General features: G+C 62.0%; 10 protein-coding genes. 2 read left to right on the forward strand and 8 right to left on the reverse strand.

The window, feature by feature from the left end:
• Genes CAL26_RS15750 through CAL26_RS15765 form a run of 4 tightly spaced genes read right to left on the reverse strand, consistent with a single transcriptional unit; the run spans position 1 to position 3,956 of the window.
• Positions 1-882 (reverse strand): polysaccharide deacetylase family protein, encoded by an 882-nt coding sequence (locus tag CAL26_RS15750; RefSeq protein WP_094847804.1) that lies wholly within the window; start codon positions 880-882, stop codon positions 1-3.
• Positions 879-1,706: a polysaccharide deacetylase family protein gene (locus CAL26_RS15755; protein ID WP_094847805.1), complete on the reverse strand. Its 828-nt coding sequence runs from the start codon at positions 1,704-1,706 to the stop codon at positions 879-881. The genes CAL26_RS15750 and CAL26_RS15755 overlap by 4 nt, the downstream gene beginning before the upstream one ends.
• Positions 1,707-1,737: 31 nt before the next feature.
• Entirely contained in the window at positions 1,738-2,769 is a 1,032-nt protein-coding gene (locus tag CAL26_RS15760; protein WP_094847806.1) for a Bug family tripartite tricarboxylate transporter substrate binding protein, read from the reverse strand.
• Between the two features lie 53 nt (positions 2,770-2,822).
• A complete protein-coding gene (locus CAL26_RS15765) occupies positions 2,823-3,956 on the reverse strand; it encodes a C45 family autoproteolytic acyltransferase/hydolase (RefSeq protein WP_094847807.1) in 1,134 nt (377 codons plus the stop codon).
• Between the two features lie 121 nt (positions 3,957-4,077).
• Here CAL26_RS15765 and CAL26_RS15770 point away from each other — a divergent pair, with 121 nt between their 5' ends.
• Together CAL26_RS15770 and CAL26_RS28110 are read left to right on the forward strand one after the other, a co-directional pair.
• Positions 4,078-4,995, forward strand: coding sequence for a LysR family transcriptional regulator (locus tag CAL26_RS15770; RefSeq protein WP_094847808.1), 918 nt, complete (start codon positions 4,078-4,080; stop codon positions 4,993-4,995).
• A 99-nt stretch (positions 4,996-5,094) separates the two neighbouring features.
• Complete coding sequence (locus CAL26_RS28110) at positions 5,095-5,484, forward strand: hypothetical protein (RefSeq protein WP_143277441.1); 390 nt, start codon at positions 5,095-5,097, stop codon at positions 5,482-5,484.
• 957 nt (positions 5,485-6,441) lie between these two features.
• Here CAL26_RS28110 and CAL26_RS28115 read toward each other — a convergent pair.
• The 4 genes from CAL26_RS28115 to CAL26_RS15785 all read right to left on the reverse strand — a co-directional run bounded on the left by CAL26_RS28115 (position 6,442) and on the right by CAL26_RS15785 (position 19,574).
• Positions 6,442-6,771 carry a hypothetical protein gene (locus tag CAL26_RS28115; RefSeq protein WP_143277442.1) on the reverse strand — a complete coding sequence of 110 codons (330 nt, stop codon included), beginning with the start codon at positions 6,769-6,771 and terminating at the stop codon, positions 6,442-6,444.
• A gap of 521 nt (positions 6,772-7,292) precedes the next feature.
• Positions 7,293-7,631, reverse strand: coding sequence for a DUF2489 domain-containing protein (locus CAL26_RS15775; RefSeq protein ID WP_094847809.1), 339 nt, complete (start codon positions 7,629-7,631; stop codon positions 7,293-7,295).
• Between the two features lie 36 nt (positions 7,632-7,667).
• A complete protein-coding gene (locus CAL26_RS28120) occupies positions 7,668-7,865 on the reverse strand; it encodes a hypothetical protein (RefSeq protein ID WP_143277443.1) in 198 nt (65 codons plus the stop codon).
• A gap of 1,245 nt (positions 7,866-9,110) precedes the next feature.
• The gene (locus CAL26_RS15785; protein WP_094847811.1) at positions 9,111-19,574 is read right to left on the reverse strand and encodes a two-partner secretion domain-containing protein; all 10,464 of its coding nucleotides are present in this window, start codon (positions 19,572-19,574) and stop codon (positions 9,111-9,113) included.
• Positions 19,575-19,584: the final 10 nt, after the last annotated feature.

A 19,584-nucleotide genomic window follows, 5' to 3' on the forward strand; every position in this document is an offset into this window, starting at 1 on the left:
CTACAGCGGCCGGATCGCCAGATCGCCGCGGTACACCGTGTTCGCCAGCGTTTCGGCGTGCGCGCGATGGGGATCCGGCTCCGGCGCCAGGTTCAGCGACAGCGTATGTTCCGCCAGTTGCTGGCAGGTCATGAAGCGCACGTCGCCCAGTTGCCTGAGCTCGGTCAGCAAGGTATCCAGCACCGCGATACGCGCCGCGCGCGTGGAGCCGAAATCCCCGCGCAGGTTCAAGGTGATGGGAATCAGCGTGCCTTCCGCATGCATGGCGGCGATCTCGTCACGCCAGATCGTCTGCAGGCGCGCATGCGTATGGCGGGCCGAATACACCGGCGCGTCGTCCAGCGCGAAGCTCGAAGGCAGCTCCACCAGCTTCTTGTCGCCCGACAGGCCGAACACGTAGGGGTAGTCGGCGTCCTGGAAGCTGGCGTCGTAGATGAAACCCAGGTCCGCCAGGTGATCCAGCGTCCGGGACGACAACTCGCCGCCCGGCGCGCGGAAGCCCTGCGGCGCCACGCCGGCAAGGTCGGCCAGGATGTCGCGCGATTCCTTCAGCACCTGGGTTTCCTTGTCGCCCAGGGTGGCGAAGTTTTCCAGGTCCACGCCGCGCGCGGCGATCTCATGTCCCTGGGCGGCCAGCTCGCGGATCAGCTCGGGATGCCGGCGGGCATCCGTGCCGGGGACGAAGAACGTCGCCGGCACTTCATGCTTTTCGAACAGCTCCACCAGGCGGGGAAACCCCGCGCGCACCGCGTAGCGGCCGTAGGAATAGCGGCCGAACATGCGTTCGGTGGGGACTTCCTTCAGATCGAAGGACTCGGCGTCGAAGTTCACGGTCGGCAGGACGACCGCGCGGGCGCCATGGGGCCAGGTATACGTGCTCATGCGAACGACACCTCTTCAAGATTGTTGCTGTTGTCCAGGCACCATTGGGCGAAAGCGCGCGACTCCATGAATTGCACGCCGTCGTGCGTCTTCATATAGGCGATCAGGTCGGACAGCGCCTTGGTGCGCGACGGCGTACCGGAGCCCCAGCCCGCGCGCGGATGCAGCGACATCACGAAGAACCGGTCGTTGCGATAGATCGCATCGAACTCCGACTTCCATTGCGCCAGCACTTCCGACGGGGGCGTATAGCTGAACTTGTAGAACGGGAAATCGTCCAGGCTGTAGGTGTTGTTGGGCAGTTCGACGATGACGTCGTCCTGCGTCTTGCCGAAGCGCAGCCGGTACGGACGGTCGTAGTCCTTGTCGCTGGAATCGTAGATATAGCCCAGCGACTTCAGCACCTTCATGGTCTTGTCGCTCTTGCGGCCGGACGGCGAGCGCCAGCCCAGCACGGGCTTCTTGATGATGTCGCGCAGGATGCCGTCGGTCTTGCGCAGCAGGGCTTCTTCTTCCTCCGCCTTGAGTTCCCAGGCCTCGTGCAGATAGCCGTGCGCGGCGACTTCGAAACCGTTGCGGTCGATGTCCTCGATGGTCATGGGATGCCGTTCGGCGTCATAGCCCGGGACGAAGAACGTGCCCTTGATATTGTGGCGGTCCAGCATTTCCATGTGCCGCGGCACGCCGCAGCGGGCGGAATAGTTGCCCCAGGAGTGCTTGCCCAAGGGCGCAATGCCGCGCCCCACTTCGTGGCTGGGGCCGTCGAAATCGATGCCGATCAGCACGACGCAGCGCATCGATTCCGGAAATGTCGTTTGTCTCATCCTTGATCCTTGATGATCGTTGACGATTTTCTCAATCCAGCTTGATGTTCGATTCGCGCACCACGGTGCCCCACTTCTGGCGTTCGTTCACCAGGAACTTGTCGAACTCCGCGGGCGGCATGTAGGCGATGTCGAAAGAGCGGGCGCGCATGGTGGCCTGGAAGTCAGGCGACGCATAAACCTTCTCGATGGCCTTGTACAGCGTATCCACCGTCGACTGCGGCATGCCCGCCGGCCCGAACAGGCCTACCCAGCCCACCGCGCTGAAGCCAGGATAGCCGGATTCCGCGATGGTCGGCACTTCGGGCAGCACGGCATTGCGCTTCAGCGCCGTCGTGGCGATGGGCCGCACCTTGCCGGCCTTGATGTTGCCGATCTGCGTGCCGACGAGGTCCAGCATATAGTCCAGGCGACCGGCCAGCAGGTCCGTCGTGGCCTGGCCCGCGCCGTTGTACGGCACGCCGCTGGCCTTGATGCCGGCGTCGCGGTTGAACTTTTCCACCGCCAGGTGGGCGGAGCTGCCCACCGTGGTCACGCCGTAATTGAGCTTGCCCGGATTGGCCTTGGCCGTATCCACCAGCTCTTTCAAGGTCTGGATCCTGGAAGACTCCGGCACCACGACGACGTTGTCGAACGTCGCCAGCACCGTGATCGGCGTGAAATCCTTCACCGGGTCATAGGGCAGCTTGGAGTACAGGAACTGGTTCGCGCCGTGCGTGCCGGTCGATCCCACCAGCAAGGTATAGCCGTCCGGCTTGGCCTGGCCCACGAAGGCCGCGCCGATGCCGCCGCCGGCGCCGGGCCGGTTCTCGACCACGATGGTCTGGCCCAGCACCTTGCCCACTTCCTGCGCGACGATGCGCGCCTGGATATCCGTGCCGCCGCCCGCCGCGAAAGGCACGATCAGGCGGATCGCATGCGAGGGATACTTGTCGCCGTCCTGCGCGGACGCGGCGCCGGGCGCAGCAATGGCGGCGCCCAATGCGAGCGCTGCCGAGATCCGGGCCAGCTTGCCCGCGAAGACGCCGCCGCGCGGCAGATCGAGTTTGAAAGCCTTTTTCATGGCTGTTTCCCCTGTGATGTTCTGGAAAATCCCGGCGCGTGCCGGTGGTTCGGTTAGCGCTGCCGCCGCGGCAGCTCATACGTGGTAAAGGTGGGATCCAGCGCCGGCAGGTTGGCGACTTCCATCACGCCCAGCGCAGGCTGCATGACGACGGTGGACACCGTCGCGCTGCGCGTATCCCGGCCGAAATCCCCACGCGGCGGCCGGCACACCGACCACGGCGACTGGAAGTCATCCAGCAGCGCCTGCTTGACGGAGTCCACGGTAATGCGCCCGACGTCCGGCGTCAGCAAGTCGCGCACGCGCTGCTCGCGATACAGCGTGCATGGCGAAAACGCGATACCCGTGTCCTTCAGCTTGCCCAGGGCGATCGGGCTCAGCCAATGATTCGAATGCACCAGCAGGCCATTTTCCGGCAGGAGCTGGAACGTCTCGTCCGGTGCGCACTCGAAGTTGATCGCGATGCCTTCGTGATGGCAGACCGCCATATTGTTCGAACCCGTCTTCGGGGTCGCGTACACCGCGTGCAGTGCCCAGGCCAGATACGGGCTTTCCAGGGCCTTGCGGCGGATCAAAGGCAGCGGCACACCAATCTGCCGGTAATCGCGATCGCATTCCAGGTTGTTTCCCGTAATCGAAATCCCCGCCGAGTTGAAGCCCGAGCGAGCCAGCATCCCCGCTTCGGTAAACGTCAGCACGTCCGGACCGTCGTCGCGCAGGATGCGCAGCACCACGCCGGTCTCCGAACACTCTTCCTTCCAGTCCCAGTTCTGCGCGTGGATCAGCCGGCCGTCGGCGGTCGCTTCGCGCATCACCTTCACCGACGTACAGCCATCGTTGGTCTCGCCCAGCAGGCGCGCGCGCAGCTCCGGCTTGAATGCGAGCTTCATCACTTCCGTACGCGCGTTCAGCAGGAAGATGTCCTCCAGGCGCACGCCGGCGCCGTCGGCGATGCCCTGCATCTCCGTCAGGTAGTTCTCGTCGAACTTGCGCACCGCCGGGATATAGCTATGGATAATCCTGTCGATCTCGCTGCGTTCCAGCTTCCATCGCGCGGCCTGCTCGCTGTAGTGCTCGATGGAGCGGGCGATGCGCTTCCTGGCTTGTTCGCCATAGGACCGCCCCCGCTCCAGCGGCGCCCCGCTGATCTCGTACAGGGGAAACGGTGTCACTTGCTGCCTGCTCATCGATGCTCTCCAACTCTGCCTTGTTACAGGATCGGTACAAATCGTAGAGGCGGCAGCTCATATCATCAAATGATTTATCCGGAACATATAATGCCTTTTTTGATATGAATAGCCGGTCATCGTGGAACTGGATACTCTGCGCAAGGTCAACCTGAACCTGCTGACCGTTTTCGAACTGCTGATGGAAACGCGCAGCGCCACGGAGACGGCGGCGCGACTGCATACGACCCAGCCGGGCATCAGCAGAAAGCTCGCCGAATTGCGCCGCCTGCTGGCCGATCCCCTGTTCGTCCTGATAAAGCGGCAGCTTGTCCCTACCCCGCGCGCGCTGGAAATCCGCCCTGTCGTTCGCGAAGCCTTGGCCGCCATCGGCGGCATCATGGAAGACGGCGGCGCCTTCGATCCACTGAAGTCGTCCCGCACCTTTCGCATCGCCGCGCGCCACACCATCGAATGGATGCTGGCGCCGGGCTTGCGCAGCTATTGCGACAGCCACGCGCCGCAGGTGCGGTTCAGCTTCGTCAATATGCAAGGCGTGGCGTTGCCGGAAAAGCAGCTGGAAGATCATTCCATCGATATCGCGCTAGGCCGCTTCGAAGAGGTCGGCGGGCGGTTCCGCACGCACGCGCTCTATGATGACGATCGCGTCTGCCTGCTCAGAAAGGGCCATCCCTTCGCGGGCAAAAAACTTACCCCGGGCAACTTCTGCAAATTGCGGTTCGTGACCACCACCGACATGTTCGGCAAGGACAACGAGGTGGACGCATGGCTGCGCAAGCTGGGCCACCAGCGGCGCTTCGACTTGTACGTCTCCAGCATGAGCCATGTGCCGTTGATACTGCTGCAGACCGATCTGGCGGTGACCATGCCGCGCAGGCTGGCGACGTACGTCGCGCAATTTCATCCGCTGCACGTCCGCGAACTGGGATTTCAACTGCCCAAGTCGCACTACAACATGGTCTGGCATGCGCGGTGGGACGACGTGCCGTCGCATGCTTGGATGAGGCAAGTGGTCGCGGATTTGATGACCACGCCTTGATAGCGGGCGCTGCGCACGAGCGGTCAGCCCCTGGGAAGCACCTGCTTCAAGCCGCGTGACTACGTCATCTCGCGATTCACTCTGGAGCGGCTCGTTCGTGTGGGTGAGCTGAACAGTACCAAGCCGGTCGTTGAAGCGCGCTATTCGTTTGCGGCTCTTTCAGCAGCTTTCGATCATCTGGATCGAGGCGCGTACGGGAAGATTGTGATTGACGTCGCCGGTGGTCCTTTTCGAACCACAACGGATCGAAGCCATATCGTTTGGGTTGAGCGCGGGTTTCACCTGCTCTGGCCATCTTCCGCACAGGATGCGCGACACGCCTTCCGGGCTGGGATCGTCGGGTTGCCGAAGGCCATCCACAACTGTTTCATCCGGCCCATACAGCAGGTCGCCAAACATAAATTTGGCGATGTCCCTTCCCCAATGGCCGAAACCATACCCTTCCAAGCCTCAATGGCCCGACCGCAAACTGCCGAGCAATACACCTAGGTCTTCGGAAGATTCAACAGACATAGTCGGATCGCTATACGCCTCTAAATTGTCACTTAACCATTGTTCCGTTGAGCGCTTGGCGTGAAACTTCACGATAACGCACCCTTCGTCCACGTTTACAACGGCGACCAGCGGCACCGCATACTCCGCTGTCCGCCACATGGCAAACACGTACGAGATAAACTGGATAGCTTGCGCTAGAGGCGCTTCGTCGTCGTAGTCCTCGATATGTAAGGATTAACGAAGCACTCGTACCCCGTACTATCAAAGAACCGCGACTTCGCGACGCTATCAGCCTTACGGAGAAGCGCAGCCAAAAAAATAGCGTTCGTCCTTAACGTGAAACCTCTCACCGGCAATACTACGAAGAGATCGACAGAGGGGCGGCAATGAGCCGAGAGTGGCTAGCAGCGTCGTCATTGCAGAATTACCGTTCATCAGAGACCGCCGGTCATATCGTCGGCGAATGTATTACCAGCGGCCGCAATAGTGACGTCTCGACCGACACTCACCAACACATCGTTCGAAGCGCCGATGTTGGAGCCGATGGCACTCAAATCGCGCCCGGCGAGGAAGACCGCCGCATCGCCGGTGAAAGTGGATGCCTGGGTTTGGATCCAATCGATCGCATCTATGCTGTGCGACGAACTGGTTCCCCCCAGTGCCCCTCGGACTTCTGATAGTGCTCATCGCGTGCTTGTCCGGTCGCCTCTCCGGCGAGAAGATTGGTATCGCGTCCCGCGCCGATGGCTGGTTACAAAGGTGTGCGATATACGTAATCGCCTGGAGTATTCGGGTCAAAAAAGGATGCTGCCATCCAATCCAAATGCGCCCTCACCCATGATCGGACGTCATCGCTATTAAGCACCACTTAGATGCTTGAACCTGTAGAAGTTAAGCGCAACGAATGTTCTCATGATAGATCACGTCGCCTCGATTCCAATGGAATTCACGTCAAAAGACTACCGGTTTTTCGCTCTCGTCATGCCAAGTAAAATACCATTTATCAAACCATAGAGGTGAGAAGCCGTCGTCTTTAGCATTAAACGCGGGTTTTTTTTCAAGGGGCCATTTTGCGCGAATTAACTGGACCACTCCCTCCGGGCGAGGATCAGAAGGTTGCAGAAGGCCGTCGACAACGATATCGTCAGGCCCGAATGGCTTGTCACCAAACATAAATTCCATGGCAGCGCCTTCTCCCTTTCGCACCCACCCCTCCCCCCAGAATTTGAGCCGGCCCTGCTTCATGAGTTCGCAGATGCACCAAAGGAAGAGCTCCTTCATCCTTCGGGGTCCAAGTTGGCATAACGGTCTTGTATTTCTTCATATAAGGTTGATATCGAAGACAAACCCTCGCATTGGCGAGCCAACGATGATAGTTCCGAAGAGCTCAGCTTCATTTTATTGACGCCTAAACTTTATTTCACGCAATAATCCCGGCAACGAGCCCGCGAGCCCTGTAGTGTCCATTCCGGTATTCCAGTTTGCTCAGATGCCGACGAGAAGGACCGCACCGTAAAGGTTTGTCCCGCGGAATCAAGTTATTCAGCAACGCGAATACGGATCACGTGGATCCTTTACATTTGTCGCCGCTGTCGAGCCAGACGGATTTACCTCCACTGCATACCGCTCTCCATGGAGTTCGGAGGTACCTGCTCTCCCCGAAATATTTGTCGCGGCGTTGCCGACTGACGTGGCTGGATTATTTTGCCGCCCCCCCCCACTCCCCGACTCTTGATATATAACCGTGGGGCCGGCGCGCCGAGCAGTTCAGCTCCTGGAGGTCCGCACAAACCCGTCGCGGCTCAAGCACCAATTGATGGGGTAAACCTTGCGATCAAGTTCTTACACGCTTGCTCGGCAAAGCACTTCGCCCATTCCTCAGTCCGCAGAAATTCGGCCTCCAGCGCGTCCAGTGCGGTCGCGGACCACAGTGGCCGCTGCGCTTCATGTGGTAGATGATCTGTTTCAGACTCAATGACCAGAAAAACGTGAAAATCGGGATCCTCGTCGGCAATTCCACTCAAGCGACGCTTGATGTCGACGACCTGCACGACCCCCTCAAGAAAGGAAAGCTTTCCTGCCAACATAGCTTCAGCTAAAGCAACAATTTGCCTGCGCGCTAAGACCTCACCATCATTCATGTTATGACAATCATTTCAAGTTGATCGACTTCGGCTCTACAACTGCTCATTACCCCATAATTGCCAGTTTTCGGCCCTAGGTGTTGCAGAATCCGGCACCCCAGCGTGAAAAAACAGCTTGCCACCAATGCGGCTCGGCCAAATTTTCCCTCGGCCACTTCCTACTTCGACTTCTGACTCGCTCAAATAGGTCAGCGCGCGCAGGCGAAAACCATCGAATAGCTGGTCCGTCACGAATCCACGCTCCAGATCTCATTGACCGCCTGAGCAACCGCTTGCGTGACCGAGTCTTACCCTCTCTAATAAATGAGATATCTCGGCCGCACCTCACCGTATCAAGCATACTAATATGAGGCGACAGGTGACCAAAGCCCGATACCCCTTTCAGTCTATACCACTTCGCCATAGGCCCCTTGGCTAATATCGCACTCTGCACCGCTGACCTTTCATAACCCGACCGTCATGTATCCGAAATCTCTACTTCTGATGCGGATTAGACCGGACTTCACCGTCGCCGTTAGTCATTCTCGTCATCTGATATCGGTCGTGGAACCGATCACTCAAGCCCGTTGATTCGAAGGAACGGCAGCGCCGCCACATCGACGATCAATGCTAGCCTTATGATTATTCTGCGTCGGCTTCCGGCAACCATCCCGCCTCTCTCTGCGATCTTCGCCAATCAAACTCAACAACTTCTCAATCGCGTCTGCTACCTCGCGGCAGCCCGCCACCCGGCCCAATGGTGTGCCTGTTCATAGTCCGAGTTGAGCTGCGACACACTAGCTAGGCAGCGCCTATTGCGTTTCGCCATGCCGTGGTCTGCCGTTTTTTGTTTCTCATCAGTTCTCGATCGGCTCCTTAAGTACTGACCACCGATGTAACCGAGAGAAGATATCGAATTTCGCCTGGACTCTTGCTTTTCGAAACTAAGATCCAGCTGTTCGATGTGTCCTGCATGTCACGGTTTAGCGGTATATCAGATTTATTTTTGCAGCCCACCTTAGCCACTCTGCTGCGAATGTTGAAATATCGCAGCAAGGCTTTCGTGCGATTCAACCGACATAGTCGGATCGCTATACGCCTCTATATTGTCACTTAGCCATTGTTCGGTTGGGCGTTTGGAGTGAAACCGAACTATAACGCCAAATTCGTCCACATTTACAACGGCGACCAATGATACCGAACTCCCCAACAGCTGCCACGCGCCAAATACGTATGAGACAAACTGGATGGCTTGTTCTAAAGGTGCTCTATTGTCGTAGTCTTCGATGTGCAGGGAGTTAACGAAACACTCGTACCCCGTACGATCATAAAATCTCGACCTCGTCACGCTGCCAGCCTTCCGCAGGAGCGCAGTTAAAAAGAAGCAATCATCCTTCCCATTAAACCCCTCGTCGGCGATGCGCTTAAGTTCTAGACAAAGAGGCGGCAGTGGGCCTACAGCAGCCAAAAGCCTATTCATAGCCGAATTGCTCTTCATCATCTACCTCCAAGATACTTAGTGAGCCCTTTTTGAATAGCGGCACTAAAGCTAGGATCACTTAATAGTTTGTTTACAGATCTCGGCGCGTCTGGAAATGAGTTAGTGGAGGGGTCGTACAAATACTTATTTCCCTGGTTATCTTGGTAGTGTATCTGACCGGGGCGCTGCCCCGGATTAGGATTTTCCACATCGATACGCTCTTGCCCCTGCCCCTTCCAGATGGTCTTGCTCGGGAACTGCGGACCATGCTCCCCCAGCATCTCGTTCCCGGATGGAGGCCCTTGCTGATATAGCAACGTAGGAGCGGCGTTATTCTGAGACGGCGTCGAGGTGATCAGCCCGCCCTGCGGCTCGTTAATGACCTGGCCCGGCAACGATATCGGCGCCAGCACATCTCCAGGCTTGCCTTGGGTCTCGACATTTGTGTGGTCCCCGATCGGAGTGAAAATCGGCTCGCCATTCTGCCTGGACTCCGAATCGCCATAACCCGGCGGCGAGTCCGGAAACAATCCTTCCCATGTCAGGCTAGCGAACTCCTGAAGCCCCGAAGATATGCTCTCGGAAAGCCTCCCAAGCGCACTTTGCAACTGCTGAGCGATGACCTGATTCTGGGTTAGCGGCTGCTGCCCACCCTGACCGAGCAGCCCGCCGGCGCTGCCAAGCCCACCAAGGCCCGATCCGAATGCCGGTAAGGACGAGAAGATGGGCGACATGGGCCCGACCGGTGCGAGCTGATTGTTCTCCGCCTCGTTCTGCGCCGCCGCGGTGAGCGTCGCCAAGGATTGCGGATCCAGAGCCGCCCCGACTCCCGCGACTAGGGACATGATCAGGTTCTGGCGTTGTTCACGTTCGTCGGCGGTCAGGTCCTTCGCCGGCTTCTGCGTCAGCCCCGAGATCAGCTCACCCAGCACAACACTGGCGGATGCACCCAGCGCGCCAGCGCCGCAGCTACCTCCCTGCGCCGCCGCGCCACCGCACGCCAGAATGGCATGTAGCGCCACGTGCCCCGCGGACCCTTCCCCGCCCAACGCATCCGCATACTTCTTGATCTGCGCGGCGCCCATGGATTGCAGGACATTGATGGTCGCCGCCTGTACGGCCTGCCCTACGCCACCAGTGACGTTGCCCGCCAGGGCCGCAGTCCCGGCCGTCACGATCATCCGGTACGTGCCGCCCTGTACCCACTGCGCGGCATCGTTCAGCTGAGCCTGCAGGCTGTCATGCAACGGACCTTCCGGAGGCGCCGCGTCCAAGGCTTTTTTAAGCGCGTCATACTCCTGCGCCTTGCTTGCCAGGAAGGTCCCGGTTTCCTTCTGGAACGTGGTGACAATGTCAAAGCCGGCCTGAATCTTCTCCTTATCGAAGATCGGGCTGAGGCTATTCAAGGTGTCGGAGGTATCGCGATTCAGCGACGCGATGGAATCCGCGACCGACTTCCCCGTCAGCGCCAACTGGCCATCGCTATCGCGAACGACAATGGTGCCGCCGCTGATGGCGCTTTCAGTCGTCGATCGATCGCTACCGAACGCTGCTGCAACCGTGGGCGGAAATGCCGACGCGCCTCCCTTCGACGGCACAGTGGTCGATCCTCCGCTATCGACCTGTTGAGCGCCGCCCCATGAATAACCGCCACTCAACCCGACTTGATAGCCGTCGTACTTGGCGACGTTCTTGATGTCCTGAGTGACGAGCGTTCCGGTGCTCAGGAAATTCAATCCGTCAGCCACCGCCTTGTCGCTGCTGGCAATGACGCTACCGATCAACGTGGTGTTGTCCTTCACGTTGATCTGAAAGCCACCGTCGCCAGCCCACAGCCCGGTCTGTTCCGTTACGGTCTTGAAGTTGCTGTTCAGTGCGCCCTGGCTGTAGCTCCCATACGCCGAGCTGCTGCAATAACCATAGCAATAGGTCCCGCCGGCTGAGGCACTTTGGTTCTTGGAATGGTAGGTGCTCTCGTCCTGCAGGCTCTGTAGCAGAAGATTGCCCCCCACCGACGCGAGAATGCGATCAGCCTTTCCGGAGGCGCCGATCAACGACGTATCACCGCCTGACTTCAGGCCGAGCGCGCTTCCGGCGGTGACGCTGCTATTCGTCCATGTCAGGTCGTCGCCGTCCTCCGTGCTGCGGCTGGCGGATACGCTGCCCTTTACGATGAATCCTGCGCCATAGCCGCCATTACCGTCAGTGCCGATCATCACGCCAACGCCGACGGTGCCATCGACACTTTTGGTCTGGATATCCTGGTGCCTGGTGTTACTGGCCGCCTTCATCAGGATGTCACCTTCGGCGACCAGCACGGCGTTCCTACCGGCGGATAGCGCGGAACCTAAGACGGTGATGTCTGAATCCTTGCCCGCGCCGGTAGAGAGGATGGTGAGGTCATTGCCCGCCGCGACGGTGGATCCGAGTACGCTGGTCGAGCTACGATGCGTCGTCGTGGAGCTGGAACTCGCGCCGTAGTCGAGCGTGATGGTTCCGCCGCCGCCACCTCCCTCGCTCGGGGGGCGGGTCACCGCATTCAGTGCATTGTTGGCAGCCATGCCGGCACTGACGAAGGCCAATGCCTTCATGATGGGATTGTCGGTTTTGGACGACGCGGTACTCATCCGGTCGATGGTTTCAAAGGCATCCATCACCGGACTGCCGGCGTTGATGCTGAAACCGCTTTGCTTGACTTCGTGGAACTCCTTTTCCTGGTTGGTGTCGGTGAGGGACGCGATAGTGACGTCGCGCCCAACGATTCCTATATCGCCTTGTCGAGCGACGATATTGCTTCCGAGCACCCGAAGGTCCTGACCCGCGCTGATCAGCACATCGCCCAATACACTGCCCACCGTACTGGCACTATGGAATACCGTTGTTCCCTCCAACGTGTCGGTGCTCTCTTTGTGGCCTTTGCTCAGACCGCCGAGCGCGCCCCATCCGGATCGCGTTTCATGCCGATAGTGGTCGTCGCTAGAAGTATTCGCCGCCGCCGCTATGGTGACGTCTCGCCCGCCGGTAAGGGTGACATCGTTCAAGCCGCCGATATTCGACCCGATGACGCTTATGTCCCTGCCCGCCAGGAAGATGGCGGAGTCGGCGGTGAATGTGGATCCCTGCGCCTGGTTCCATTCGCCCGTGTCTATGGTGCGCTGCGTGTTTGTTACACCCCAATGACCCTTGGTTTTTTGATAGTGCTCGTCCCTGGCGTAGCCGCCAGCTTCACCTGACAGCAGGTTGATGTCGCGGCCGGCCTGTACGCCCATCTCACCGCCTGCGGTCACGTTTGCGGCTATCGCCGTTACGTCCTGGCGTGCGAACAGCCCCAGATCGCCGCCCACATTAATGACCGATCCGACCTGATCCTGTCGTATGACCTCGCTGTTGTTCTTCTTCTTGAAGACAACAGACTCGCCCTGCTCCGTTTGCACTGTGAGAAGGTTGATATCGTTGCCGGCTTGCAGGAACGCGTTACTGCTCGCGTTAACGGCCGCGGCGGTCAAGTTCAGGTCATGTCCGGCGTTGATGGCCAAACTGCCCGCATCGATCTGCGACACCCCGCTGACAAACGTCGACCACGTATTCGTCTGTCCCAGGCTGGAACTCGTGCTGGCCGTGGTACTCGTCAGATTGATATCCCGCCCCGCCTGCAAGGCGACCGTATCGCCCTTGATCAGGGCGGCGATGTTGTTCAGATCCTGGCGCGCATTCAGATTGACGTAGCTGCCCTGGATCGTCCCCGCCGAACTGTTGATGATGTTGTCGGCCACCATGATCGTGGCGTCGCGTGATCCCACGGTGCCCGTATTGGTGATGGTGCCGCTGGCCTGCAGCGTGGTGTTGCGACCCGCCATGAGCGTACCGTCGCCCTTCAGATCGCCGTCCTGCACGACCAGATAGACCTGCGGGACGAGCACGGTCTGCGTGCTGCCGTCCGGCAGCGTGACGGTCTGGTCGACCAGCCACACCATGTCGCTGGTCAGGTGCTTCATCTGCTCGTCGCTGAGCGGCGTACCGATTTGCAGGCCGTATTGCTGGGCGAAGGTGGCGCCGGCGGTCAGCAGGGCCTTGTATTGGGTTTCGTTGTCGGTGTAGTCGCCGACGAAGCGCTGGCCCGTGGCGGCGATGATCTGGTCGGTGACCAGTTTCTGTTCGTAGAAGCCGTCGCCCAGGCGCTTGAGCGTGTCCGCGTTCTGCAGATAGGGATTGGTGCCCGACAATCCAGTCGTGGCACCTGACGTCCCTGCCGACGTCGCCGCGGCGGCGATCGCGGCTTGCGTGGGCGACATATTGCCTGCCGACGTGCCGTCGGCGGGGAACGATGTCGCCGCGGATGCGCCAGCACCCGGCCCGCGCACCGATACGGAACCCGGGGCAGCGACCGCGCCCGGCCCAGAGACTACACCGGCACCGCCCAACAGCGCGAGCAAGTAGTCGCTGGATATCGTCGGCTTGTTGCCCGTGAAGCGGCTGTCGGTCGCCACCAGATAAGGCGAGTTCGCCGCCGGCACGACGGTGTAGAGCTGGTTGTTCGGCACGCTGGACGGCGGCGTGACGGTACGGACGATGCCGGAATTCGGCAGCGATACGCTGGTGATCGTCGACGGGCGGACCGTGCTTACCGGCGCGACGGCGCCTGGCGCAGTGACGCCAGTGGCAGGCGGCGCGGTGTTGCCGCCGTAGCTGGCGACGGCCAATTCGATGGGCTGGACGCTGAGCGTACCGCTGTACGGCGCGATGTCGTAATGGCGGCTGTCGTTCTTCTCGTAGGTGTAAAGTTCCCGCCCGGTTGCGTCGACGCGTCGTTCGCCGGTGGCGCCGATGTTCTGGATCGTCGCCCCGCTAACGTTCAGCGCGCCGCCCGCCACGATCTGACTTTTGTCGTTCGTGACGGAGCCCGACAAAGATGCGTTACCGCCGACTATGATTTTTCCAGGATCGGTGGAAAGGGTGCGGCTTTCGCTGACGTTCTCGGCGACTTCGTAGATCGTGAAGTCCTTGACCAGACGACTTTGGAAGTCCTGGTTGAAAGCGATGACGCGATCGTTCAGTTCTTCATATGCCGCGACATAGGCGGCATGGGCGTTGTCGTACACCGCCTGCATGGCATCGCAATCGATGGTGCAGTTCTCGCCCTGGACCGGCAAGGGTGGCAGCGGCGCGGCCGGGGGCTGTACGCCGAATACTGCCCAAATGGGAGCATCCAGGCCGTAGTTGAATACCTCGGGTTGAATGCAAGGGTTGTCGTCAGGGCCTTGGCAGGCGTTGTAGGGCGCGTCATAGGGATTGCGCACCGGAGCGCTGTAGCCTTTCCTGCCATGACCACCCGCGGCATAGGTGAAAGGCGGCCCATAGCGGTCTTCAGGGTACGTCGTCGAAGGCAGCAGCAGCCGGCGCTCCTGGTCATCGTCCAGCCATGCCGGATCCTGGCTGCATTGCGCGGTAGTCTGGTCGCATAGCCAATAGACGCTGCCGTCCAGCATGTCGGTGGATCCGTTCAGGCGGTAGTACACCTTGTCGCCCGAGCTGACCTGCACGACTTCGCTGGAGAAGTGGTTGTTCTTGTTGTTGATCGCTACTGCCGCGATGCTGGCGTTGCCGTCGGCCTGTATGGTGGCGGATTCGTTGTTTACTGACTGAGCCTGGCCGATGGCCTTCCAGTTGCCGTCGACGCCACCGCCGATGGCAAGGTTGCCCGCGGCATAGATCAGGCTATGTTCCAGGTTGTCCAGCCTGCCGACGCCCAGATCCATGTCGCCACGCGAGGCAATAACGCCCGCGCCCGCGGCGCCGACATCGTTGAGCAGGTAGCCGGTGGAAATGGCGAGCGTGTCGCCGTAGATGCGGCCAGTATTGTGGACGCTGCCGGCCTGGATGCGGGTGACCTTGCCGTCGATCAGGCCGGCGTTGTCCAGCGCCTGCGAAACGCTCAGTGTGGTAATGCCCCCGGAGACGATCTCGCCACCGGCGCGGTTGGTCAGGTTCTGCGCGCCGATGCCCAGGTTGCGGCCGGCGGATATCTTGCCGCTGTTGTCCAGGTCGCCCGCGATGGACAGCGTGGCGTCGCGCCCCGCCGCCAGTACGCCGGTATTGTTCAGGTTGCCGTTCACGGTCAAGCCCAGATCACCCTGCGATTGCAGCGTGCCGGTACCCGTCAATGCATTGGTCGTGACGGACAGGCGCTGGCCGGCGGCGACATTGCCTGCTTCGTTCGCCAGCGTACCCACCGTGATGTCCGCGGTGCCGCCTGAGCTGATCAGGCCCGTCGCGTTCTGCAACTGGCTGGCGCCGATGGTCATCGCCTGGCTCGCGGCCAGCGTGCCGCGCGTGTTGTCTATCGCGCCCGCGCTGATGGTGACGGTCTTGCCGACGACGCCCAGGGGTTGAGCGGGATTGCCGGACGGGGTGTCCGTATTGAGCAGGTTCGATGCGGACAGGGACAGCACGTTGTTGGCCTGCAGCAGGCCGCCGACGTTGTCGATCGCACCGGGCGTCGTTACCGTCAGGTCGCTGGCGATCATCTTGCCGCCGCGATTGATCACCTGACTGCCGCTGGCCTGCAAGGCGCCGTTCGTGGCGATGGTGCCCGACTGATTGTTCACCGTGCCGGTAAACGTCAGCGACATATCGCCGCCGGAGGAAAGATTGCCGCCGCGGTTGTCCAAGGTGCTTCCCGACAGCGCCATGGTGCCGCCGTAGAGCGATGCGCCGCGTGCGTCGATCGCGGTGGCGTTGCTGGCTTTGAGCGCCTGTGTGGCGGATACCGTGCCGCCGGCCAACATCAGGTTGGCGGCGTTAAGGGTGACGTTAGCGCCGGCTGCGGTCAGGCCGCTGTTGGTGAACGTACTGCCGGAGACGGTCAGGTTGCCCGGCAAGGCGATCTGGCCCTGGTCGTTCAGGCCGGCAATCAACCGGCCGGTGTTGTTCACGGCCGCATTGGTGGTCACACTGGCGTTGCCCGCCGAGACGACCGTGCCACGGTTGTTGACGTCGCCGCCAGCTTGCAGCGTGGCGGCTTGGCCGCCTGACAGCAAGCCGTCGTTGTTTAAGCTTGAACCGGTATTCAGCGCGAGCGTGCCGGAGGCCTGTGCGCGTGCATCGACGGCGAGGGTGGTGGCGCCGCCGGCTGTCGTGCGCAGATCTCCGCCCAGCGCGGCGGTGACGCCGCCCAACGCCAGGTCACGGGCGGCGCCAAGAACGATGCCGCCATTGGACGACGTTGTGCCCTGGACCCGCATGTCCCGTGCCGCGTTGGCCGTCAGGGTGCCTGCTGCCTGGGTGCGGGCGGCCGCATCCAGGACGATGTCGCCGGCGGTCGATGTCAGGCCAAGGGTGTTGTTCATGGACGCGGTGGTGCCGGCCAGCCCCATGTTGCCCACGGACCGCAGCGTGACCGCGCCATCGGAGACGAGCTTGCCAGCGGAGGTGAGCTGGCCAGCCGCATCGATGTTCATTCCGCTCGCCGACTGGACAACACCGGCCGCGCTCACATTCAGGTTTCGGCTATTCAGCTTCAGGCTGGCGTCGCTGGAGGCGATGCCACTGAGCATGGCGTCGCGCGCGGCGCGCAGCGTAAGGTCTCCGACCGAAGAAATCGCGCCCGCCAGCGATAGGTCCCGGCCCGCCTGGGTATCGAGCGTCGTTGCTGCCTGGACGCGTCCAGCGCCGCCGATCAGCACGTCATTCCCGCCTGCCAGCGATAGCGCGCCACCCAGGGCGGCGATGGTGCCGTCAACGCGCGTGTCGCCGGCGGCGTTCACGCGCGCGGCTTTGTTGGCCGACAGAATGCCGGACGCGGCCAGATTGCCGCCCGACTGAACGGCAATATCACCGGCGGCCTGCGCGCAGCCGTTGGCGCCGACAGTCATGTTGCCGCCGCTGTTCAGCGCGAAGTTGCCCGCCGTCGCCAATGTGGTGCCGTCGATCTGCAGATTGCGCGAGGCCGCGATGGTCAACGGACTGTTGGCGGAAACAGTGCCGGCGATCGCCATGTCCCTGCCGGCGTCCAGGGTCAGCGCGCTGCCGCTGGGGGCGACGCCCGTGGTGCCGACCAAGCCGGCGATCGACATGTTCGCCGCCGCATCGGCGCGCACGTTGCCGTCCGCCTGGACCTTGGAGGCGTTGCCCAGGACGATATCGGCGCCGGCGTTCAGCGTCGCGTTGCGGCCGCTGGCCACCTGCCCGTTGACCGTCATGCCGGCCAAGGATTGCAGCGCGACGTCGCCCAGCGCGGCGGACGAGCCCGACAATGCCATGGCGCCGCCGCTCGATGTGGCAAGGCGGCCATTGGCCTGCATGCCGGCGCCCGCGAGCTGCGTCAGGCCACCGGCGGCGCTCAGCGAGATGTCGCTGCCCGCCGACACTTGTCCGCCCAAGGTCAATCCGTTAGCCGATCGGAGCGCGACGGCGTCCTTTCCTACCGTGACGCCGGACAGGGCCATGGCCCCCGTCGAAGAACCTGAGATCGATCCGTTGGTCTCCAGCCGACCGTAGCCGCTCTGCGTCAGGCTGCCGCCGGCGTTCAGCGCAATGCCACCGCCCGACGACACGCGCCCATCCACCGACATGGCGCCCGGCGAGCGCAAGTTGACCGCGCCGCCGGCCGACGTCGTGCCCGCCAAAGCCATCGCTGCGCCGGACGAAGCGGCGATCGCACCGTTGGTTTCGATGCGTCCGCCTCCGCCCTGCGTAAGGTTGCCGCCGGCATTCAAGTAAATATCGCGGCCCACGGATAGCTGACCGTCCGCGGACATCGCGCCCGCGGACTGCAACGTGGCCGTGCCTTGTGTGACCGCCGCACCGGCCAAGGCGATCGCGCCGCGCGATGAGGCCGCCAGGGCGCCGTTGGTTTCAATGCGTCCGCCGTTGCCCTGCGTGAAGTTGCCGCCAGCAATCAAGGCAATGTCGCGACCGGCGGATAGCTGACCGTCCGAAGACATCGCGCCCGTGGATTGCAGCGTGGCAGTGCCTTGCGCAACGGCGGCGCCAGCCAGGGCGATCGCGCCGCCTGATGAGACGGTCAGGGCGCCGTTGGTTTCGATGCGGCCGCTGCCGCCTTGCGTGAGGTTACCGCCCGCGCCGAGCGAGATATCGCCGCCCGCGGATACGCGGCCGTCCATGGCAAGGCTGCCCGGCGCCTGTACCGTGACGGCGCCGAGTGCCACGTTGGTGCCGGACAAGGCGATTGCGCCGCCCGATGCGGCGGACAAGGCGCCGTTGGTCTCCATGCGGCCGGCGCCGCTTTGCGTGAGGTTGCCGCCGGCGTTCAAGGAGACATTGCCGCCCGCCGACACTAGCCCGTCGATCGCCATGCCGCCGCGCGATTGCACGCCCACCGCGCCTTGCGATGCCATGGTACCGGACAGCGCCGCCACCCCGGCCGCCGAAGCGGTCAAGCCCGCATTGGCCTGCATGCGTCCATTGGCGCCCTGCACCAGGTTGCCGCCGGCGTTCACCGCCATGCTGCCGACCGCGCTGACCGCGTTGCCGACCGTGACATCGCCGGCGGCGTTCAGCCGCACATCGCCGCCCGCCGCGACAGTGCCGTCCACCGTCATGGCGCGCGCGCTGTCCAGTTGCAGATTGCCCGCCGCTTGCACCTTCCCGGACGGCGCGATGCGCACGTCGCCCGCCGCGCTAACCTGCAGGTCGCCGGTCATCGCCGTCAGGTTGCCGCCGATATTCACGCCGACGCCGGCCTCGGTGCCGATCAGGCGGATGCTGTTGGCGTACATGCCACCCAGGGCGGCCATGTCCAGTGCGACGGCGGGCGCCGCATCCTCGCCCGCCTTGGCCTGCACGCTGCCGTCGTTGTAGCCCACGGTAGCGGGACCTGCCACCAGGTTCAGCCGGTTCGCCCACACCGACGCATTCAACGACAGCGTACGCGCGATCAGGTCGACTTGATCCAGGTTATCGCCATACAGCCCCTTGCCTTCCACCGACAGACGGCCGCGCGTGACGTCGAAGCCCTGCACGCTGCCGTCCGGACCCAGGATAGGCATCCCCGTCGTCAACGTGCCGCGATTCGCGTTCAGGAAACCGCAGCCGTCGCAGGTAATGCCCGCCGGGTTGGCAACGATCACGTTGGCGCGATTGCCCGCGACTTCCATGAAGCCGCGCAACTGCGACGGGTTATTGCCGGTCACCTGGTTCAGGATGACGGCCGCGCGGCTGTTGCCCAGCATCGGATTGCCGCCGATCGCGCCCGCCAGCTGACTCTGGCTGCCCGAGCCGCTGTTGTTCAACACGACCCCGGAAGGACCGACGTTGAATTGCGTAAAGCGGTTATTCGAAACCCCACCCGCGGAAGGCGGCGCGATATTCACGATAGGCACGCCGTTCCCCGCCACGCCCACTACAGGCCGCGGCCCGCCGCCGGTCTTGTCGACGGAGATAGGCAGTGTCTGCGCCAGCACGGGCGTCCAGACCTGGGTAAACATGACGAGCGTAACGATCGCGGAGCGCAGCGAGAACATGATGTGATCC

The sequence above is a fragment of the Bordetella genomosp. 9 genome (assembly GCF_002261425.1).
In the GTDB taxonomy this organism is placed as follows: Bacteria; Pseudomonadota; Gammaproteobacteria; order Burkholderiales; family Burkholderiaceae_B; genus Bordetella_C.

Coding starts and splice junctions, on each gene's coding strand:
- CAL26_RS15750 (WP_094847804.1), bottom strand. CDS start 882: ATGAGCACGTATACCTGGCCCCATGGCGCCCGCGCGGTCGTCCTGCCG.
- CAL26_RS15785 (WP_094847811.1), bottom strand. CDS start 19,574: ATGTTCTCGCTGCGCTCCGCGATCGTTACGCTCGTCATGTTTACCCAG.
- CAL26_RS15765 (WP_094847807.1), bottom strand. CDS start 3,956: ATGAGCAGGCAGCAAGTGACACCGTTTCCCCTGTACGAGATCAGCGGG.
- CAL26_RS15755 (WP_094847805.1), bottom strand. CDS start 1,706: ATGAGACAAACGACATTTCCGGAATCGATGCGCTGCGTCGTGCTGATC.
- CAL26_RS28115 (WP_143277442.1), bottom strand. CDS start 6,771: ATGAAGGAGCTCTTCCTTTGGTGCATCTGCGAACTCATGAAGCAGGGC.
- CAL26_RS15760 (WP_094847806.1), bottom strand. CDS start 2,769: ATGAAAAAGGCTTTCAAACTCGATCTGCCGCGCGGCGGCGTCTTCGCG.
- CAL26_RS15775 (WP_094847809.1), bottom strand. CDS start 7,631: ATGAATGATGGTGAGGTCTTAGCGCGCAGGCAAATTGTTGCTTTAGCT.